Origin of the sequence: Pantoea sp. Fr+CA_20, from assembly GCF_024520835.1 — a bacterium.
Taxonomy (GTDB): domain Bacteria; phylum Pseudomonadota; class Gammaproteobacteria; order Enterobacterales; family Enterobacteriaceae; genus Pantoea; species Pantoea allii.
The window spans coordinates 25,156-41,044 of sequence record NZ_JALNPN010000016.1; the positions used below are offsets into that span (position 1 = coordinate 25,156).

The window sequence follows — 15,889 nt, forward strand, 5'->3', positions numbered from 1 at the left end:
AAGAGAAAGAACCACACTATGGCGCAATTTTACTCCGCAAAACAGCGCGTGACGACCAAACAACGGATCACCGTCACCATTGAAGACCTCGACCCGTTTGGTCAGGGCGTGGCCCGGCACAAAGGGAAAACCCTGTTTGTCACGGGTGCGCTGCCTGGCGAGGAGGCGGAAGTAAGCCTGCTGGAGGACAAACGCCAGTTTGCCAGAGCGAAAACGGTGCGCCTGCTCAGCCGCAGCGCGTCGCGGGTTGAGCCACGCTGTCCTCATTTTAGCCGCTGTGGTGGCTGTCAGCAGCAACATGCTGATGAAGCGTTGCAGCAGCAGAGTAAATCGCGTGCGCTGGCGCGCATGCTGACCCAGGCCGCGAACCAGCCCGTGGCGGTTGATGACATTATTGCCGGGCCCACCTGGGGCTACCGCCGTCGCGCCCGCCTTGGTTTACAATGGCATAACAAAAGTCAGCAGTTACTGATGGGGTTTCGCCAGGAATCCACCAACGATCTGGTCGATATTCAGCAATGCCCTGTTATGGTGCCCCAACTTGAAGCGCTAATTATTCCGCTGCGCAATTGTCTCACCATGCTTAATGCTGTCAAACGGTTAGGACATGTTGAACTGGTGCAGGCTGACAATGGCTCAGTGCTGCTACTGCGCCATCTGGATGCATTAAGCTCCGACGATATAGCAAAACTGGAACGTTTTTCGCATCAGCACCAACTGATGCTGTTTCTGGATGATGGAAGTGAGACGCTGCGCGGATTTAGCGAACAGCGACCATTTTATCATTCTCACCAGCTTGAGCTAATCTTCAGTCCACAGGATTTTATTCAGGTCAATGATGCGGTCAACCAGCAGATGGTGGCGAAGGCCATCGAATGGCTTGATTTACAACCTGAAGATCGGGTTCTGGATCTGTTTTGTGGCATGGGAAACTTTACGCTTCCTGTAGGAAAATCGGTACAACGTGCCGTAGGTGTGGAGGGCGTTGCAGCATTAGTGCAACAGGCAGCGTATAATGCTGACGTGAATAATCTTAAAAACGTCAGATTTTTTCAGCACAATCTGGAAGAAGATGTTTCGCATCAGCCCTGGGCTATGCAGGGCTTTAACAAGGTATTACTCGATCCGGCACGCGCTGGGGCGGCAGGTGTTATGGCACATGTCGTAAAATTATCGCCAGAACGCGTGGTCTATGTATCTTGTAATCCTGTGACACTCGCACGTGACAGTAGCACCTTGCTGTCGGCGGGTTACCAATTGGAAAGGGTCGTGATGCTGGATATGTTTCCTCATACCCGTCATCTCGAATCCATGGTGCTGTTCAGAAAAAAAATATAAGTGTCCGGCAGGGGCGCTGTGCAGGAGAGGATATGGTTGCGGTTAGAAGTGCACATTTAAATACGGAAGGGGAGTTTGCCCTTGACCAGTGGATCGCCAGCCTTGGCGTTGCTAACCCGCAATCCTGTGATCGTCTCGCTGAAACCTGGCGCTATTGTGAAGCGCAGACTCAGGGGCATCCTCACCAGTCGCTACTGCTGTGGCGCGGTATCGAGATGGTGGAAATCCTCTCGATGCTCAGCATGGACATTGAAAGCCTGTGCGCCGCGTTGATTTTCCCCCTTGCTAATGACGAAGTGGTCAGCGAAGAAGAGCTGGAAAAAACCGTCGGCAAAGGCATCGTTTCGCTGGTGCACGGCGTTCGTGATATGGACGCCATCCGTCAGCTGAAAGCCATTCATAACGACTCCATGGCCTCCGAGCAGGTGGATAACGTCCGCCGCATGCTGCTGGCCATGGTGGAAGACTTCCGCTGCGTCGTGCTGAAGCTGGCTGAGCGCATCATGAACTTGCGTGAAGTCAAAGACGCGCCGGAAGATGAGCGCGTACTGGCAGCGAAAGAAAGCACCAACATTTATGCGCCGCTGGCGAATCGGCTGGGCATTGGGCAGCTTAAGTGGGAGCTGGAAGATTACTGCTTCCGCTACCTGCATCCTGATGAGTACAAACGCATTGCTAAGCTGCTGCACGAGCGCCGCATTGACCGTGAGCAGTACATCGAAAACTTTGTTAATAACCTGCGTAAAGAGATGGCAAAAGAGGGCGTGCGGGCAGAAGTGTACGGCCGTCCGAAGCATATCTACAGCATCTGGCGCAAGATGCAGAAGAAGTCGCTGGCGTTTGATGAACTCTTTGATGTGCGCGCGGTACGTATCGTTGCCGAGCGGCTGCAGGACTGTTATGGCGCACTGGGCACGGTGCATACGCTGTATCGCCACCTGCCCAATGAGTTTGACGACTATGTAGCAAATCCCAAGCCCAATGGCTATCAGTCGATCCACACCGTGGTATTGGGGCCTGAGGGCAAAACCGTCGAGATCCAGATCCGTACCCGTCAGATGCATGAAGATGCAGAACTGGGCGTGGCCGCGCACTGGAAATACAAAGAAGGCCCGTCGTCCAGCCATGCGCGCGGGGCGGCAGGTCACGAAGAGCGCATTGCCTGGCTGCGTAAGCTGATCACATGGCAGGAAGAGATGGCGGATTCCGGCGAGCTGCTGGAAGAGGTGCGCAGTCAGGTGTTTGACGACCGCGTGTATGTCTTTACCCCAAAAGGGGATGTGGTCGATTTACCGGCGGGTTCTACGCCACTGGATTTTGCTTACCATATTCACAGCGATATCGGTCATCGCTGCATCGGCGCGAAGATTGGCGGGCGCATCGTGCCCTTTACCTATCAACTGCAGATGGGCGATCAGGTTGAAGTCATTACCCAAAAACAGCCGAACCCGAGCCGTGACTGGCTGAACCCGAACCTGGGGTTCATCACCACCAGCCGTGGTCGCGCCAAAATTCATAACTGGTTCCGTAAACAGGATCGGGATAAAAACATCCTGGCCGGCCGCCAGATTCTGGATAACGAGCTGAACCAGATGGATATCAGCCTGCGTGAGGCCGAGAAGCTGCTGCTGCCGCGCTATAACGTCACCTCGCTGGACGAGCTGTTGGCCGCTATTGGCGGCGGTGATATTCGCCTGCACCAGATGGTGAATTTCCTGCAGGCGAAGCTCAATAAGCCGACTGCCGAAGAGCAAGACCGCGAAGCCCTGCGTCAGCTTACGCAAAAATCGCACGCGCCCACCTCACGAAAAGAGAGCGGTCGCGTGGTGGTGGAAGGCGTTGGCAACCTGATGCACCACATTGCACGCTGTTGTCAGCCGATTCCGGGCGATGATATCGTCGGATTTATCACCCACGGACGCGGCATTTCGATTCACCGCGCCGACTGCGATCAGCTGTCTGAGCTGATTTCCACCGCGCCTGAGCGCATCGTGGATGCGGTGTGGGGCGAAAGCTATTCCAGTGGCTATTCACTGGTCGTGAGAGTCACGGCCAACGATCGTAGCGGGCTGTTACGCGATATCACCACCATCCTCGCCAATGAAAAGGTGAACGTGCTGGGGGTTTCAAGCCGTAGCGATACGAAAAAACAGTTAGCCACCATTGATATGGATATTGAAATTTATAATCATCAGGTGCTGGGGCGCGTCCTGTCTCGCCTGAACCAGGTGCCTGATATTATTGATGCCCGACGTCTGCACTAAACTTCTGTTATCAGGCGCACGTGCTTTCTGACGTGCGCCTGGCTGCTTTTATCACCGCTGTTACGCCAACTGAACACCTGAAGGATTGCCATATGACCTCTATTGATCGCCTGCTGGGCATTATGAAAACCCTGCGCGATCCGCAGCAGGGCTGCCCGTGGGATCGCGAGCAGACCTTTGCCACTATTGCGCCTTACACGCTGGAAGAAACCTATGAAGTGCTGGATGCTATCCAGCGTGAAGACTTTGAGGATCTCCGTGGCGAGCTGGGCGATTTGCTTTTCCAGGTGGTGTTTTATGCACAGATGGCTCAGGAGCAGGGGCGTTTTAACTTTGATGATATTTGTCACGCCATCAGTGACAAGCTGGAGCGCCGTCATCCGCATATCTTCGCAGAGGGCACGGCAGAGAGCAGTGCGGAGGTGTTGAAAAACTGGGAAGCGATTAAAAGCGCCGAACGGGCAGAAAAAGCGCAGCACTCCGCGCTGGACGATATTCCGAAAGCGCTCCCTGCACTGATGCGCGCCCATAAAATTCAGAAGCGATGCCACAACGTGGGCTTTGACTGGACCACGCTTGGCCCGGTGCTCGATAAGGTGCATGAAGAGATCGACGAAGTGATGCATGAGGCACAGCAAAGCGTGATTGATCCACAAAAGCTGGAAGAAGAGATTGGCGATCTGCTGTTTGCTACCGTAAATCTTTCCCGTCATCTGGGCAGCAAGGCCGAAACGGCGTTGCAGAAAGCCAATGACAAGTTTGAGCGCCGTTTCCGTGCGGTAGAAGCCATTATCACCGCGCAGGGCCTGACGATGCCGGGCGCCACCCTGGCGCAAATGGAAGCCGCCTGGCAACAGGTTAAGGCGAAGGAAAAAAGCTGATTATTCCAGCAGCGAGCATAAATTGCTCTCTTGAGCTTACTCGATTCAGCCTGACGCCAGATTTGTGACGCAGGTCAAAATTTTGTTTACCGCTATCCGCTATGTTACCCGCAGCAATGCGTTGGGAGATGGATGTGATTCACCAATTGTGGCTGATAGCGGTTTCCAGTATACTGTTTTCCCGTCCTGGTTATTCCACCGTCTTTAAACCTAAACTCTCAGGTTCAGCATGACAACGAATTATATTTTTGTGACCGGCGGGGTCGTTTCCTCTCTGGGTAAAGGCATTGCCGCAGCCTCCCTCGCAGCCATTCTTGAAGCGCGTGGTCTGAATGTGACCATCATGAAACTGGACCCGTACATCAACGTCGATCCGGGTACCATGAGTCCAACTCAGCATGGTGAAGTGTTCGTCACCGACGACGGTGCCGAAACCGATCTGGATTTGGGTCACTACGAGCGCTTCATCCGCACTAAAATGTCGCGCCGCAACAATTTCACCACGGGTCGTATCTACTCAGAAGTCCTGCGCAAAGAGCGTCGCGGTGACTATCTTGGTGCCACCATTCAGGTTATCCCTCACATCACGAATGCGATCAAAGAGCGCATTCTTGAAGGCGGCGAAGGCCATGATGTCGTGCTGGTCGAAATCGGTGGCACGGTGGGTGATATCGAATCCTTGCCGTTCCTGGAAGCGATTCGTCAGATGGCGGTGGATGTGGGCCGCGAGCACACGATGTACATGCACCTGACGCTGGTGCCTTACATGGCCGCGGCGGGCGAGGTGAAAACCAAGCCAACGCAGCACTCTGTTAAAGAGCTGCTCTCCATCGGTATTCAGCCTGACGTTCTCATCTGCCGTTCCGATCGCGCGGTGCCAGCGAATGAGCGTGGCAAAATTGCGCTGTTCTGTAACGTGCCGGAAAAAGCCGTTATCTCGCTGAAAGACGTCGATTCAATTTACAAAATCCCGGGCATGCTGAAATCGCAGGGCCTGGATGACTATATCTGTAAGCGTTTCAACCTGAATGCCCCGGAAGCCAATCTGGCGGAGTGGGAGCAGGTGATTTATGAAGAAGCCAATCCAGGCGGCGAAGTCACCATCGGCATGGTGGGCAAATATGTCGAACTGCCGGACGCTTATAAATCTGTTATAGAAGCGCTGAAGCACGGCGGTCTGAAAAATCGCGTGACCGTGAATATCAAGCTGATTGACTCACAGGATGTTGAAACCCGTGGTGTCGAATTGCTGAAAGATTTAGATGCCATTCTGATCCCCGGTGGTTTTGGCTATCGTGGCGTAGAAGGCAAGTTGATGACGGCGAAATATGCGCGTGAAAACAACGTGCCTTATCTTGGCATCTGTCTCGGCATGCAGGTGGCTTTGATGGAGTTCGCCCGTAACGTTGCCGGTATGGCAGGCGCAAACTCTACAGAATTTGTGCCAGACTGTAAGTATCCGGTGGTCGCACTGATCACCGAATGGCGTGACGAAGAAGGCAATGTGGAAGTGCGTACTGAACAGAGCGATCTGGGCGGCACCATGCGCCTCGGCAGCCAGCAGTGTCAGCTAAACCCGGAAAGTAAGGTTCGCCAGCTGTACGGTTCTGACACCATTGTTGAGCGCCATCGTCACCGCTATGAAGTGAACAACATGCTGCTGAAGCAAATCGAGGCCGCAGGTTTACGTGTGGCGGGCCGGTCTGGTGATGATCAATTGGTTGAGATCATTGAGATCCCCAATCATCCGTGGTTTATTGCTTGCCAGTTCCATCCCGAGTTCACATCGACGCCACGCGATGGTCATCCGTTGTTTGCCGGGTTTGTGAAGGCAGCACATGAGCATCAGAAGCGTTTAGCGAAATAAGTTTAACGAACAACGCGCGAACTTTTCGCGCGTTGTTTGTCTTAGAATTGACTAACTTGTACTGAGGAAAATCGTAATGGCCAAAATCGTAAAAGTCATCGGTCGCGAAATTATCGACTCACGTGGCAACCCAACTGTTGAAGCAGAAGTTCACCTGGAAGGTGGTTTCGTTGGTCTGGCTGCGGCACCATCAGGTGCATCTACCGGTTCTCGTGAAGCACTGGAACTGCGTGACGGTGACAAATCCCGTTTCCTGGGCAAAGGCGTAACCAAAGCCGTTGCTGCGGTTAACGGTCCGATTGCTGAAGCGGTAAAAGGCAAAGACGCGAAAGATCAGGCGAACATCGATAAAATCATGATCGACCTGGACGGTACTGAGAACAAATCTAACTTCGGTGCTAACGCCATTCTGGCCGTATCACTGGCTGCAGCCAAAGCGGCAGCGGCCTCTAAAGGTCAGGCTCTGTACGAGCACATCGCTGAACTGAACGGCACCCCAGGCAAATACTCTATGCCTCTGCCAATGATGAACATCATCAACGGTGGCGAACATGCCGACAACAACGTCGACATCCAGGAATTCATGATTCAGCCGGTTGGCGCTTCAAACGTGAAAGAAGCGATCCGTATGGGTTCTGAAGTGTTCCACAACCTGGCAAAAGTGCTGAAAAGCAAAGGCATGAGCACGGCGGTAGGTGACGAAGGTGGCTATGCGCCAAACCTGGGTTCTAACGCCGAAGCGCTGGCTGTTATCGCGGAAGCGGTAAAAGCAGCAGGTTATGAGCTGGGTAAAGACATTACCCTGGCTATGGACTGTGCGGCTTCTGAGTTCTACAAAGATGGCAAATACGTTCTGGCGGGTGAAGGCGGTAAAGCGTTCACATCAGAAGAGTTCACCCACTTCCTGGAAGATCTGACCAAGCAGTATCCGATCGTTTCTATCGAAGATGGCCTGGACGAATCTGACTGGGATGGCTTCGCCTACCAGACCAAAGTGCTGGGCGATAAAATCCAGCTGGTGGGCGACGACCTGTTCGTCACTAACACCAAGATCCTGAAAGAAGGTATCGACAAAGGTATCGCTAACTCCATCCTGATCAAATTCAACCAGATCGGTTCTCTGACCGAAACCCTGGCTGCGATTAAAATGGCGAAAGATGCAGGCTACACCGCTGTGATCTCTCACCGTTCAGGTGAAACGGAAGATGCGACCATCGCTGACCTGGCGGTCGGTACAGCTGCAGGCCAGATCAAAACCGGTTCAATGAGCCGCTCTGACCGTGTTGCGAAGTACAACCAGCTGATCCGTATCGAAGAAGCGCTGGGTGCAAAAGCCCCGTTCAACGGTCTGAAAGAAGTGAAAGGCCAGTAAGTTTACTGCTTCTGACTTCTGATAAAACCCGCCCATGCTGGCGGGTTTTTTTATGCCCACAGGTTTTGCCGTTCACCTCACATTTTTCCGCGACGTCTATGCTGTTTACATCCGTTCTTCACAAAACCCATCGACACTGAACGACGAGCACCGTGCGCCTGTAACAGACAATGCACCTTGCCGCTTGCCTGAAGCGCGTCTGCGGGTGCTTTCAGGTTCACATTTCTGACTGCCTGAAAGGGGATACGCATGAGACTGGCTTCTTATAACGTTGAAAACCTGTTCGATCGCGCCAGAGCAATGAACCAGAATGAATGGCGAGTGGGCAAACCGACGCTGGAAAAATTTGCCCAACTTAATGCCCTGCTGGGACAGGTGGAATACAGCGACGCGGACAAAAAACAGATGGTCGAATTGATGGATGCACTTGGCCTGCAAACGTCCGACACCGGGCCCTTTGTTATTCTCCGGCGTAACCGGGGCAAACTGTTGACCCGACCGACAGACAACAGCGGAATAAAAATTATTGCCGCAGGCCGCGCTGACTGGGTGGGTTCACTGGAGTTGCGCCGCGCGCCGGTAGACGAAATTGCCATGGGGTTAACGGCACAGGTCATGATTGACCTTCACGCGGATATCCTGACCGTGGTGGAGGCAGAAAGCCGTCCCGCCCTGCTGGAATTCAACAACGCCATGCTGCCGGCCCGCCAGGGAACGCCTTTTGATCATGTCATGGTGATTGATGGCAACGATGAGCGGGGAATCGATGTTGGACTGATGACAGCGGCAGGCTTTGCCATCGACACCATCCGCAGCCACGTTGATGATAAAGATAAACAGGGCAACCTGATTTTCTCTCGCGACTGTCCCGAATTTGAGATTCCGCTGGCCGATGGCCAAACTCTGCACGTGCTGGTTAACCATTTTAAGAGTAAAGGCTACGGCGCTAAAGCCAGTTCCGATGCCCGCCGCAAGCAGCAGGCCGAACGGGTGAAAGCGATTTATCAGCAACGCATCAAAGAGGGGCAAACGTTGATTGCCATCACCGGCGACTTTAACGATACGCCGGACAGTGATGCATTGTCGCCGCTGCTGAAAGAAACCGACCTGAAAGATATCTTCACCCATGAAAAGTTTGATAACGGCGGCTATCCAGGGACCTGGGGCGGCTGTACTGCCAGCAACAAGATTGACTATATTTTGCTGTCGCCCGCGCTGTGGAAAAAGGTAGAGAAGGGCGGTGTATGGCGCAAAGGGATGTGGCCTGGCGTGCGTCCGGTAAAGTGGGAAACCTATCCTGAACTGAAAAAAGAGGTTAATGCCGCCTCGGATCATGCGGCGGTCTGGGTGGATCTGTCCGTCTGAACGGGCTGCTGAACACAGCCCTCAGCTGACCTGCGAGCTGGCGCGTGCCGAACAGCTCGCGCTCTTTCGCATCACCTGACATGATCTCAACCCGGTGTTCTGCGATAATCGCGTTTTGAAAAAACCAAAGAGACCATTATGCAGTACCCGATTAACGAAATGTTCCAGACGCTGCAAGGCGAAGGTTATTACACCGGCGTGCCGGCTATTTTCATCCGCTTACAGGGATGTCCGGTAGGATGCAGTTGGTGCGACACCAAGCACACCTGGGAAAAACAGGCGGATCGGGAAACATCATTAGGCGATATTCTGGTCAAAACGGTGGAAAGCGATGCCTGGGGCAATACCGATGCGGCGACGCTTCTGAGCAGCATACAACAACAGGGCTGGACGGCTCGCCATGTGGTGATCACCGGCGGTGAACCGGCTATCTATGATTTGCGTCCGCTGACTGCATCACTTGAGGCGGCGGGATTCCAGTGTCAGATTGAAACCAGCGGGACCCACGAAATCCACTGCGCTGATGCCACCTGGGTGACCGTTTCACCCAAGGTAAACATGCGTGGCGGCTATGACGTCCTGGCACAGGCCCTGAGCCGTGCGGATGAAATTAAGCACCCGGTTGCCCGGCAACGTGATGTGGATGCGTTAGACGATTTGCTGGCAGGCATCCACGACAGCAAAGCACGCATCATTGCGCTGCAGCCAATTAGTCGCAAAGATGAGGCAACAAAGCTGTGTATTGAAACCTGCATTGCGCGCAACTGGCGACTGTCGATGCAGACCCATAAATATCTGAATATTGCCTGATAAAACGCTGGCGGCCTTTGGCCGCCAGACCGTTAACATGACGCCGTGCTGGAAAGGCGGCAGCAGGCCGATCAACAGGTGAAGATACGGGCGATCGACCCTGAGCGGCCGTAGCGAAGCGGATTAACCGCGATAGGTGCAGCCTGCGGTGCAGGTTTCTTTGATCATCACCGCGCTCAGCAGCGGCAGACGAGGCTTCATGTGATCCCAAATCCATTTCGCCAGAACTTCACTGGTGGGATTCTCCAGCCCGGGGATCTCATTAAGATAGTAGTGATCGAGCCTGTCATAGAGGGGTTTAAACGCCGCTTTCAGCTCTGCAAAATCCATGACCCAGCCGGTATGCGCATCCACTTCACCGGTAATTTCCAGACGAACAAGGAATGAGTGACCGTGCAAACGGCCGCATTTGTGTCCTGCCGGCACATTGGGTAAATGGTGCGCGGCTTCGAACTGGAACTCTTTAAATAACGTGGTAGACATAATCGCTCTCAGGCATTAAAAACCGCTGAATTCTACCTGAAAAGGCGGTTTTTCGCATCCGCTAAGCGCCGTTTAACGACGATTAAGCCAGAATGGTAAAACGCGTATCCCACTTTCCTTAAAAAGCGCTCAGCGATGTGCCGGATCGTCAGCCGGAAGTCGCGCGACGAGAGCTTCCGCTATGCCGTACTCCTCAATCAGCAGCCGGTGCTGCTCTGAACGTGACAGCGGCGTAACGCTTTCTTTTCCCTGGCGATCCCGGATGACCTGCTCTCCCTTCACGATTCCCGTGATCGCCTCGCCGTTAGCGCGGCGAATCAGCAGGGCACCGTCAAAGCGGCTGTTGCTACGGCTTTGTTGATGACGTGACTGGAACGCGTCAGCGGAGAGGTCGGTTGCCAGAATTTTACAGTCGAGCCATGCCCGACCCAGCGGCTTCCAGTGTATGCACCAACTGCCATCATGCTGATGGACGCGGGTGCCCCAGACGGGATGCGGGTTCAGCCGGGCCTCCAGCGGAAGCGGATCGCCGTGGAGCAGCGTGCTGTCAACCACCAGCGTGCGTCCATCCAGCTTAACAATCAACATGCCATGACCGGGAGAACCCACGGGTGCCGGACGCGGAGACAGCATGGTGGAAAGGCCAAACTGCACGTGAAAACCCAAATACGCGAGCAGGGCATACAACGCGCCGTGGCCAGCCCAGCAGGTACCGCCTGTGCCAAAGGTTAACCAGTGGGTGAAAAAGTCGCTGGCCGTGCTACCTGGCAGGGGAAGGGCGCGGTCGTCTTCTGTGATGAGACGTCGGCGAAGGTTATCAAAGGGCACGGACTGGCACCAGGCGCGATAAAGCGTGCTCAGTCCGGCCTCGTCAGGGGCAGGAGGCGAACTGAAGCCAAGTTTTTCCAGACTCTGCTCTGCCAATGCAGCCGGTAATGCTGTGATACTGTCTGGCATCTGTTGTCACTCCGTGGCGGTTTTCCTGTCTTTATGCCATCCCTTTAGCATGATAACCAGTCGGAACGTCCTACCGACAGTATGATTAGCTGAGTTTGTTAACTCACCCTGTCGTTACCACTTTTAACGATTAATTTTATCTGAAAAACCATTTAGTCATTTTGGTTATTTGATATGTCGAAGGCGTATTTAATCGTTAATATAGCTCCCTGTACCCTTTCTTCTCTTCCGCTACTATTCGGTCCGGACTTCTGCTACTGGAATTTTTATCGCGATGACGACTCAGGCACCAGGTTCAATGCTTCCGCTCTCTCCGGAGCAACTTGCTCGTTTACAGGCAGCAACGACAGATTTTTCCACCACCCAGCTGGCCTGGCTCTCCGGCTATTTCTGGGGCATGGTCAATCAAACGCCGGGTCAGGCGGTTGCCAGCGCCCCTGCGCAGGCTGAAGCTCCGGCCATTACGCTGCTTTCTGCCTCACAAACGGGTAATGCCCGCCGGGTGGCCGAGCAGCTTCGCGATGACCTGCAGGCGGCAAAACTGACCGTGAATCTGGTCAACGCGGGCGACTTTAAATTCAAGCAGATTGGTCAGGAAAAAATCCTGATCGTCGTGACCTCGACCCAGGGCGAAGGCGAACCGCCGGAAGAGGCCGTTGCGCTGCACAAATTCCTGATGTCTAAAAAAGCGCCCAAAATGGACGGCGCGGCCTTTGCCGTGTTTGGTCTGGGCGACACATCGTATGAATTTTTCAGCAAAGCGGGCAAAGATTTTGACAGCCGCCTGGCTGAGTTGGGCGCTGAGCGCCTGCTGGACCGGGTCGATGCCGATGTCGAATATGCTGAGCAGGCCAGCGCCTGGCGTACGGCAATCACTGCGGTACTGAAAGAACGCGTCCCGACCGCGTCCCCGGCGCAGAGTGCGGCCACCCTTGCCGGCAGTGTGAATGAAGTCTTCACCAGCCCTTACACCAAAGAGCAGCCGCTTAGTGCCAGCCTGGCGGTGAACCAGAAAATTACCGGGCGCGATTCGGATAAAGACGTGCGTCATATCGAAATCGATCTGGGTGATTCAGGATTACGCTATCAGCCCGGTGATGCGCTGGGCGTCTGGTATGAAAATGACGCCGCACTGGTTAACGAGTTGCTTGAACTGGTGTGGTTGAAAGGCGATGAGCCGGTTAAGGTGCAGGGCCAAACGCTGCCATTGGCAGAGGCGCTGCAGAAACATTTTGAGCTAACGGTTAACACCGCGCAAATCGTGGCGCAGTACGCAGCCTTAGCACGTAACGACGAACTGCTGTCGCTGGTGGATGACAAAGCCAAACTGCAGCAGTATGCGCAACGCTATCCGATTGTTGATATGGTTCGCCTGGCTCCCGCGCAGCTGAGTGCAGAACAGTTATCCGGCTTACTGCGTCCGTTAACGCCGCGTCTCTATTCTATTGCCTCTTCTCAGGCCGAAACCGATACCGAAGTACATATCACCGTCGGTGCCGTTCGCTTTGATATTGAAGGACGTCAGCGCGGCGGCGGCGCATCCACCTGGCTGGCGGATCGCATTGAAGAAGAGGGCGAGGTGCGCGTGTTCATCGAACACAATGATAACTTCCGTCTGCCCGCCAACCCGGATGCACCGGTCATCATGATTGGGCCGGGCACCGGGATTGCCCCGTTCCGCGCCTTTATGCAGCAGCGCGATAATGACGGTGCCGGCGGTAAAAACTGGCTATTCTTTGGTAACCCACACTTTACCGATGATTTCCTGTATCAGGTTGAATGGCAGAAATATGTCAAAGATGGCCTGTTAACCCATATCGATCTGGCGTGGTCGCGCGATCAGGCAGAGAAGATATACGTACAAGATAAAATCCGCGCCCGTGGTGCGGAAGTGTGGCGCTGGATTGAAGAAGGCGCGCACCTTTACGTCTGTGGTGATGCCAACCGTATGGCAAAAGACGTAGAGCAGGCATTACTGGATGTGGTGGTCGAGCACGGTGCTATGGATCGTGAAACGGCTGATGAATTTTTAAGTGAGCTGCGCATTGAGCGCCGTTATCAGCGAGACGTTTACTAATGACTGAAAAATACCCTGGACCGCTGGTGGTTGAAGGCAAACTGACTGACGCTGAGCGATTAAAAAAAGAGAGCAACTACCTGCGCGGTACTATCGTTGAGGATCTTGATGATGGTCTGACCGGAGGGTTCAGCGGCGATAACTTTCTGCTAATCCGTTTTCACGGCATGTACCAGCAGGATGACCGCGATATTCGCGCTGAACGTGCGGAGCAAAAGCTTGAGCCTCGTCATGCGATGATGTTGCGCTGCCGCCTGCCGGGCGGGATTATCACGCCAACACAGTGGCTGGCGATCGATAAATTTGCCACCGATAAAACCCTTTACGGCAGCATCCGCTTGACCAACCGTCAGACTTTCCAGTTTCACGGTATTCTGAAGAAGAACGTGAAGCCAACGCACCAGATGCTGCACGAAGTGGGGCTGGATGCGCTGGCGACCGCGAACGACGTTAACCGTAACGTCCTGTGCACCTCGAACCCCGTGGAGTCTGAGTTGCATCAGGAAGCCTACGAGTGGGCAAAAAAACTGTCAGAACATCTGCTGCCGCAAACCCGCGCCTATGCAGAGATCTGGTGGGATCAGGAAAAAGTCGCAACCACCGACCAGGAACCGATCCTGGGTGAAACCTATTTGCCGCGTAAGTTTAAAACCACGGTGGTGATCCCGCCACATAACGATGTGGATCTGCACGCTAACGATCTTAACTTCATCGCGATTGCGGAAAACGGCAAGCTGGTCGGCTTTAACCTGCTGGTGGGCGGTGGTTTGTCCATTGAGCACGGTAACAAAGCCACCTATGCCCGCACCGCCAGCGAATTTGGCTACTTCCCGGTGGATAAGATCCTGGACGTGGCGGCGGCCGTGGTGACGACACAGCGTGACTGGGGTAACCGTACCGATCGTAAAAACGCCAAAACCAAATACACCCTGGAACGCGTGGGCGTAGAAACGTTTAAGGCGGAAGTCGAAAAACGCGCTGGCGTGACGTTTGCGCCAACGCGCCCTTACGAATTTACCACCCGTGGCGATCGCATTGGCTGGATCAAGGGTATCGATAACAAGTGGCATCTGACACTGTTTATCGAAAACGGTCGTCTGCTGGATTATCCGGGCCGTCCGTTAAAAAGCGGCGTAGCCGAAATCGCCAACATTCATCAGGGCGATTTCCGTCTGACCGCCAATCAGAACCTGATTGTGGCAGGCGTGCCGGAAAGCCAAAAAGCACAGATTGAAGCGATTGCCCGCGAACATGGCCTGATGGAAAACGTGACGGCCCAGCGCGAAAACTCGATGGCCTGTGTGTCGTTTCCAACCTGTCCGCTGGCGATGGCGGAGGCTGAACGTTTCCTTCCGTCTTTCGTGACGAAAGTCGAAGAGATCATGCACAACCATGGCGTAGGCGAAGAGCACATAGTGTTACGCGTTACCGGTTGTCCGAACGGTTGTGGGCGTGCGATGCTGGCAGAAGTGGGCCTGGTGGGGAAAGCGCCGGGTCGTTACAACCTGCACATCGGGGGTAACCGTATTGGAACGCGCATTCCACGTATGTATCGCGAAAATATTACGGAAAGTGACATTCTCGCCACACTTGATGAGCTGGTAGGTCGCTGGGCAAAAGAGCGCGAGGCCGCAGAAGGCTTTGGTGACTTTGTTATCCGTGCGGGCATCGTTACGCCGGTACTGGACCCTGCGCGCGACTTCTGGCAGGAGGCAAAATGAGTATCGATCTGGCAGCACTGAATGAAATGTCGAAAGTCCAGCGCGCGATGGCGCTGGCCGCGACAAACGCTCAACTGGAAAAAGCCACCGCAGAAGAGCGGGTGAGTTGGGCGCTGGAAAACCTGCCGGGTGCCTATGTGCTCTCCTCCAGCTTTGGCATTCAGGCTGCGGTATCGCTGCATCTGGTGACGCGCGTGCAACCCGATATTCCGGTCATCCTCACCGATACCGGCTATCTGTTTCCAGAAACCTACCGCTTTATTGATGAGCTGGCCGACCAGCTTAACCTTAATCTGCAGGTGTTCCGGGCAGAAACCTCGCCCGCGTGGCAGGAGGCTCGCTACGGTAAGCTGTGGGAGCAAGGGGTTGATGGCATTGAGCAGTACAACCAGATCAACAAAGTTGAACCGATGAACCGGGCGCTGGAAACGCTGGGCGCACAAACCTGGTTTGCGGGCCTGCGACGCGATCAGTCAGGCAGCCGTGCCAGCCTGCCGGTACTGGGCGTGCAGCGCGGCGTGTTTAAAGTGCTGCCGATTATTGACTGGGACAACCGTCAGATTCATCAGTATCTGCAAACCCACAACCTGAAATACCATCCACTGTGGGATGAGGGTTATTTGTCGGTAGGCGATACGCACACCACGCGCAAGTGGGAGCCAGGCATGGCAGAAGAAGAAACGCGCTTCTTTGGCCTGAAACGCGAGTGCGGCCTGCACGAAGGCTAACGCACGCGGCGTAGCGGTATCAACGG

General features: G+C 54.3%; 12 protein-coding genes. 10 read left to right on the forward strand and 2 right to left on the reverse strand.

Annotated features, from left to right (window positions below; all coding sequences use genetic code 11):
- Positions 1-18: 18 nt before the first annotated feature.
- From rlmD to queE, 7 genes are all read left to right on the forward strand, one after another.
- Positions 19-1,338, forward strand: a complete 1,320-nt coding sequence (gene rlmD / locus NR177_RS17275; protein WP_063880756.1) for a 23S rRNA (uracil(1939)-C(5))-methyltransferase RlmD — start codon at positions 19-21, stop codon at positions 1,336-1,338.
- A 32-nt stretch (positions 1,339-1,370) separates the two neighbouring features.
- A complete protein-coding gene (relA, locus tag NR177_RS17280) occupies positions 1,371-3,602 on the forward strand; it encodes a GTP diphosphokinase (protein ID WP_063880755.1) in 2,232 nt (743 codons plus the stop codon).
- Positions 3,603-3,694: 92 nt separating this feature from the next.
- Entirely contained in the window at positions 3,695-4,483 is a 789-nt protein-coding gene (mazG, locus tag NR177_RS17285) for a nucleoside triphosphate pyrophosphohydrolase (RefSeq protein WP_145394508.1), read from the forward strand.
- A 229-nt stretch (positions 4,484-4,712) separates the two neighbouring features.
- The gene (gene pyrG, locus NR177_RS17290; protein WP_063880753.1) at positions 4,713-6,350 is read left to right on the forward strand and encodes a glutamine hydrolyzing CTP synthase; all 1,638 of its coding nucleotides are present in this window, start codon (positions 4,713-4,715) and stop codon (positions 6,348-6,350) included.
- Positions 6,351-6,426: 76 nt separating this feature from the next.
- Positions 6,427-7,722, forward strand: a complete 1,296-nt coding sequence (gene eno, locus NR177_RS17295; protein WP_063880752.1) for a phosphopyruvate hydratase — start codon at positions 6,427-6,429, stop codon at positions 7,720-7,722.
- Between the two features lie 249 nt (positions 7,723-7,971).
- On the forward strand, positions 7,972-9,087 hold the full coding sequence (locus tag NR177_RS17300; protein WP_256853297.1) for an endonuclease/exonuclease/phosphatase family protein: 1,116 nt from the start codon (positions 7,972-7,974) through the stop codon (positions 9,085-9,087).
- A gap of 138 nt (positions 9,088-9,225) precedes the next feature.
- The gene (gene queE, locus NR177_RS17305; protein ID WP_256853298.1) at positions 9,226-9,897 is read left to right on the forward strand and encodes a 7-carboxy-7-deazaguanine synthase QueE; all 672 of its coding nucleotides are present in this window, start codon (positions 9,226-9,228) and stop codon (positions 9,895-9,897) included.
- 123 nt (positions 9,898-10,020) lie between these two features.
- Here queE and queD read toward each other — a convergent pair whose 3' ends face one another.
- Together queD and NR177_RS17315 are read right to left on the reverse strand one after the other, a co-directional pair.
- A complete protein-coding gene (gene queD / locus NR177_RS17310; RefSeq protein WP_063880749.1) occupies positions 10,021-10,380 on the reverse strand; it encodes a 6-carboxytetrahydropterin synthase QueD in 360 nt (119 codons plus the stop codon).
- Between the two features lie 129 nt (positions 10,381-10,509).
- Positions 10,510-11,337, reverse strand: coding sequence for an arylamine N-acetyltransferase (locus NR177_RS17315; RefSeq protein WP_109717032.1), 828 nt, complete (start codon positions 11,335-11,337; stop codon positions 10,510-10,512).
- 274 nt (positions 11,338-11,611) lie between these two features.
- On the opposite strand from NR177_RS17315, the gene cysJ reads away from it, so the two are divergent.
- The 3 genes from cysJ to NR177_RS17330 are packed head-to-tail and all read left to right on the forward strand — an operon-like array spanning position 11,612 to position 15,863.
- Entirely contained in the window at positions 11,612-13,414 is a 1,803-nt protein-coding gene (gene cysJ / locus NR177_RS17320) for an NADPH-dependent assimilatory sulfite reductase flavoprotein subunit (RefSeq protein WP_256853299.1), read from the forward strand.
- Positions 13,414-15,135, forward strand: a complete 1,722-nt coding sequence (cysI, locus tag NR177_RS17325) for an assimilatory sulfite reductase (NADPH) hemoprotein subunit (RefSeq protein ID WP_063880746.1) — start codon at positions 13,414-13,416, stop codon at positions 15,133-15,135. Before cysJ ends, cysI begins: the two co-directional genes overlap by 1 nt.
- Entirely contained in the window at positions 15,132-15,863 is a 732-nt protein-coding gene (locus NR177_RS17330) for a phosphoadenosine phosphosulfate reductase (RefSeq protein ID WP_096011741.1), read from the forward strand. Before cysI ends, NR177_RS17330 begins: the two co-directional genes overlap by 4 nt.
- Positions 15,864-15,889 lie beyond the last annotated feature (26 nt).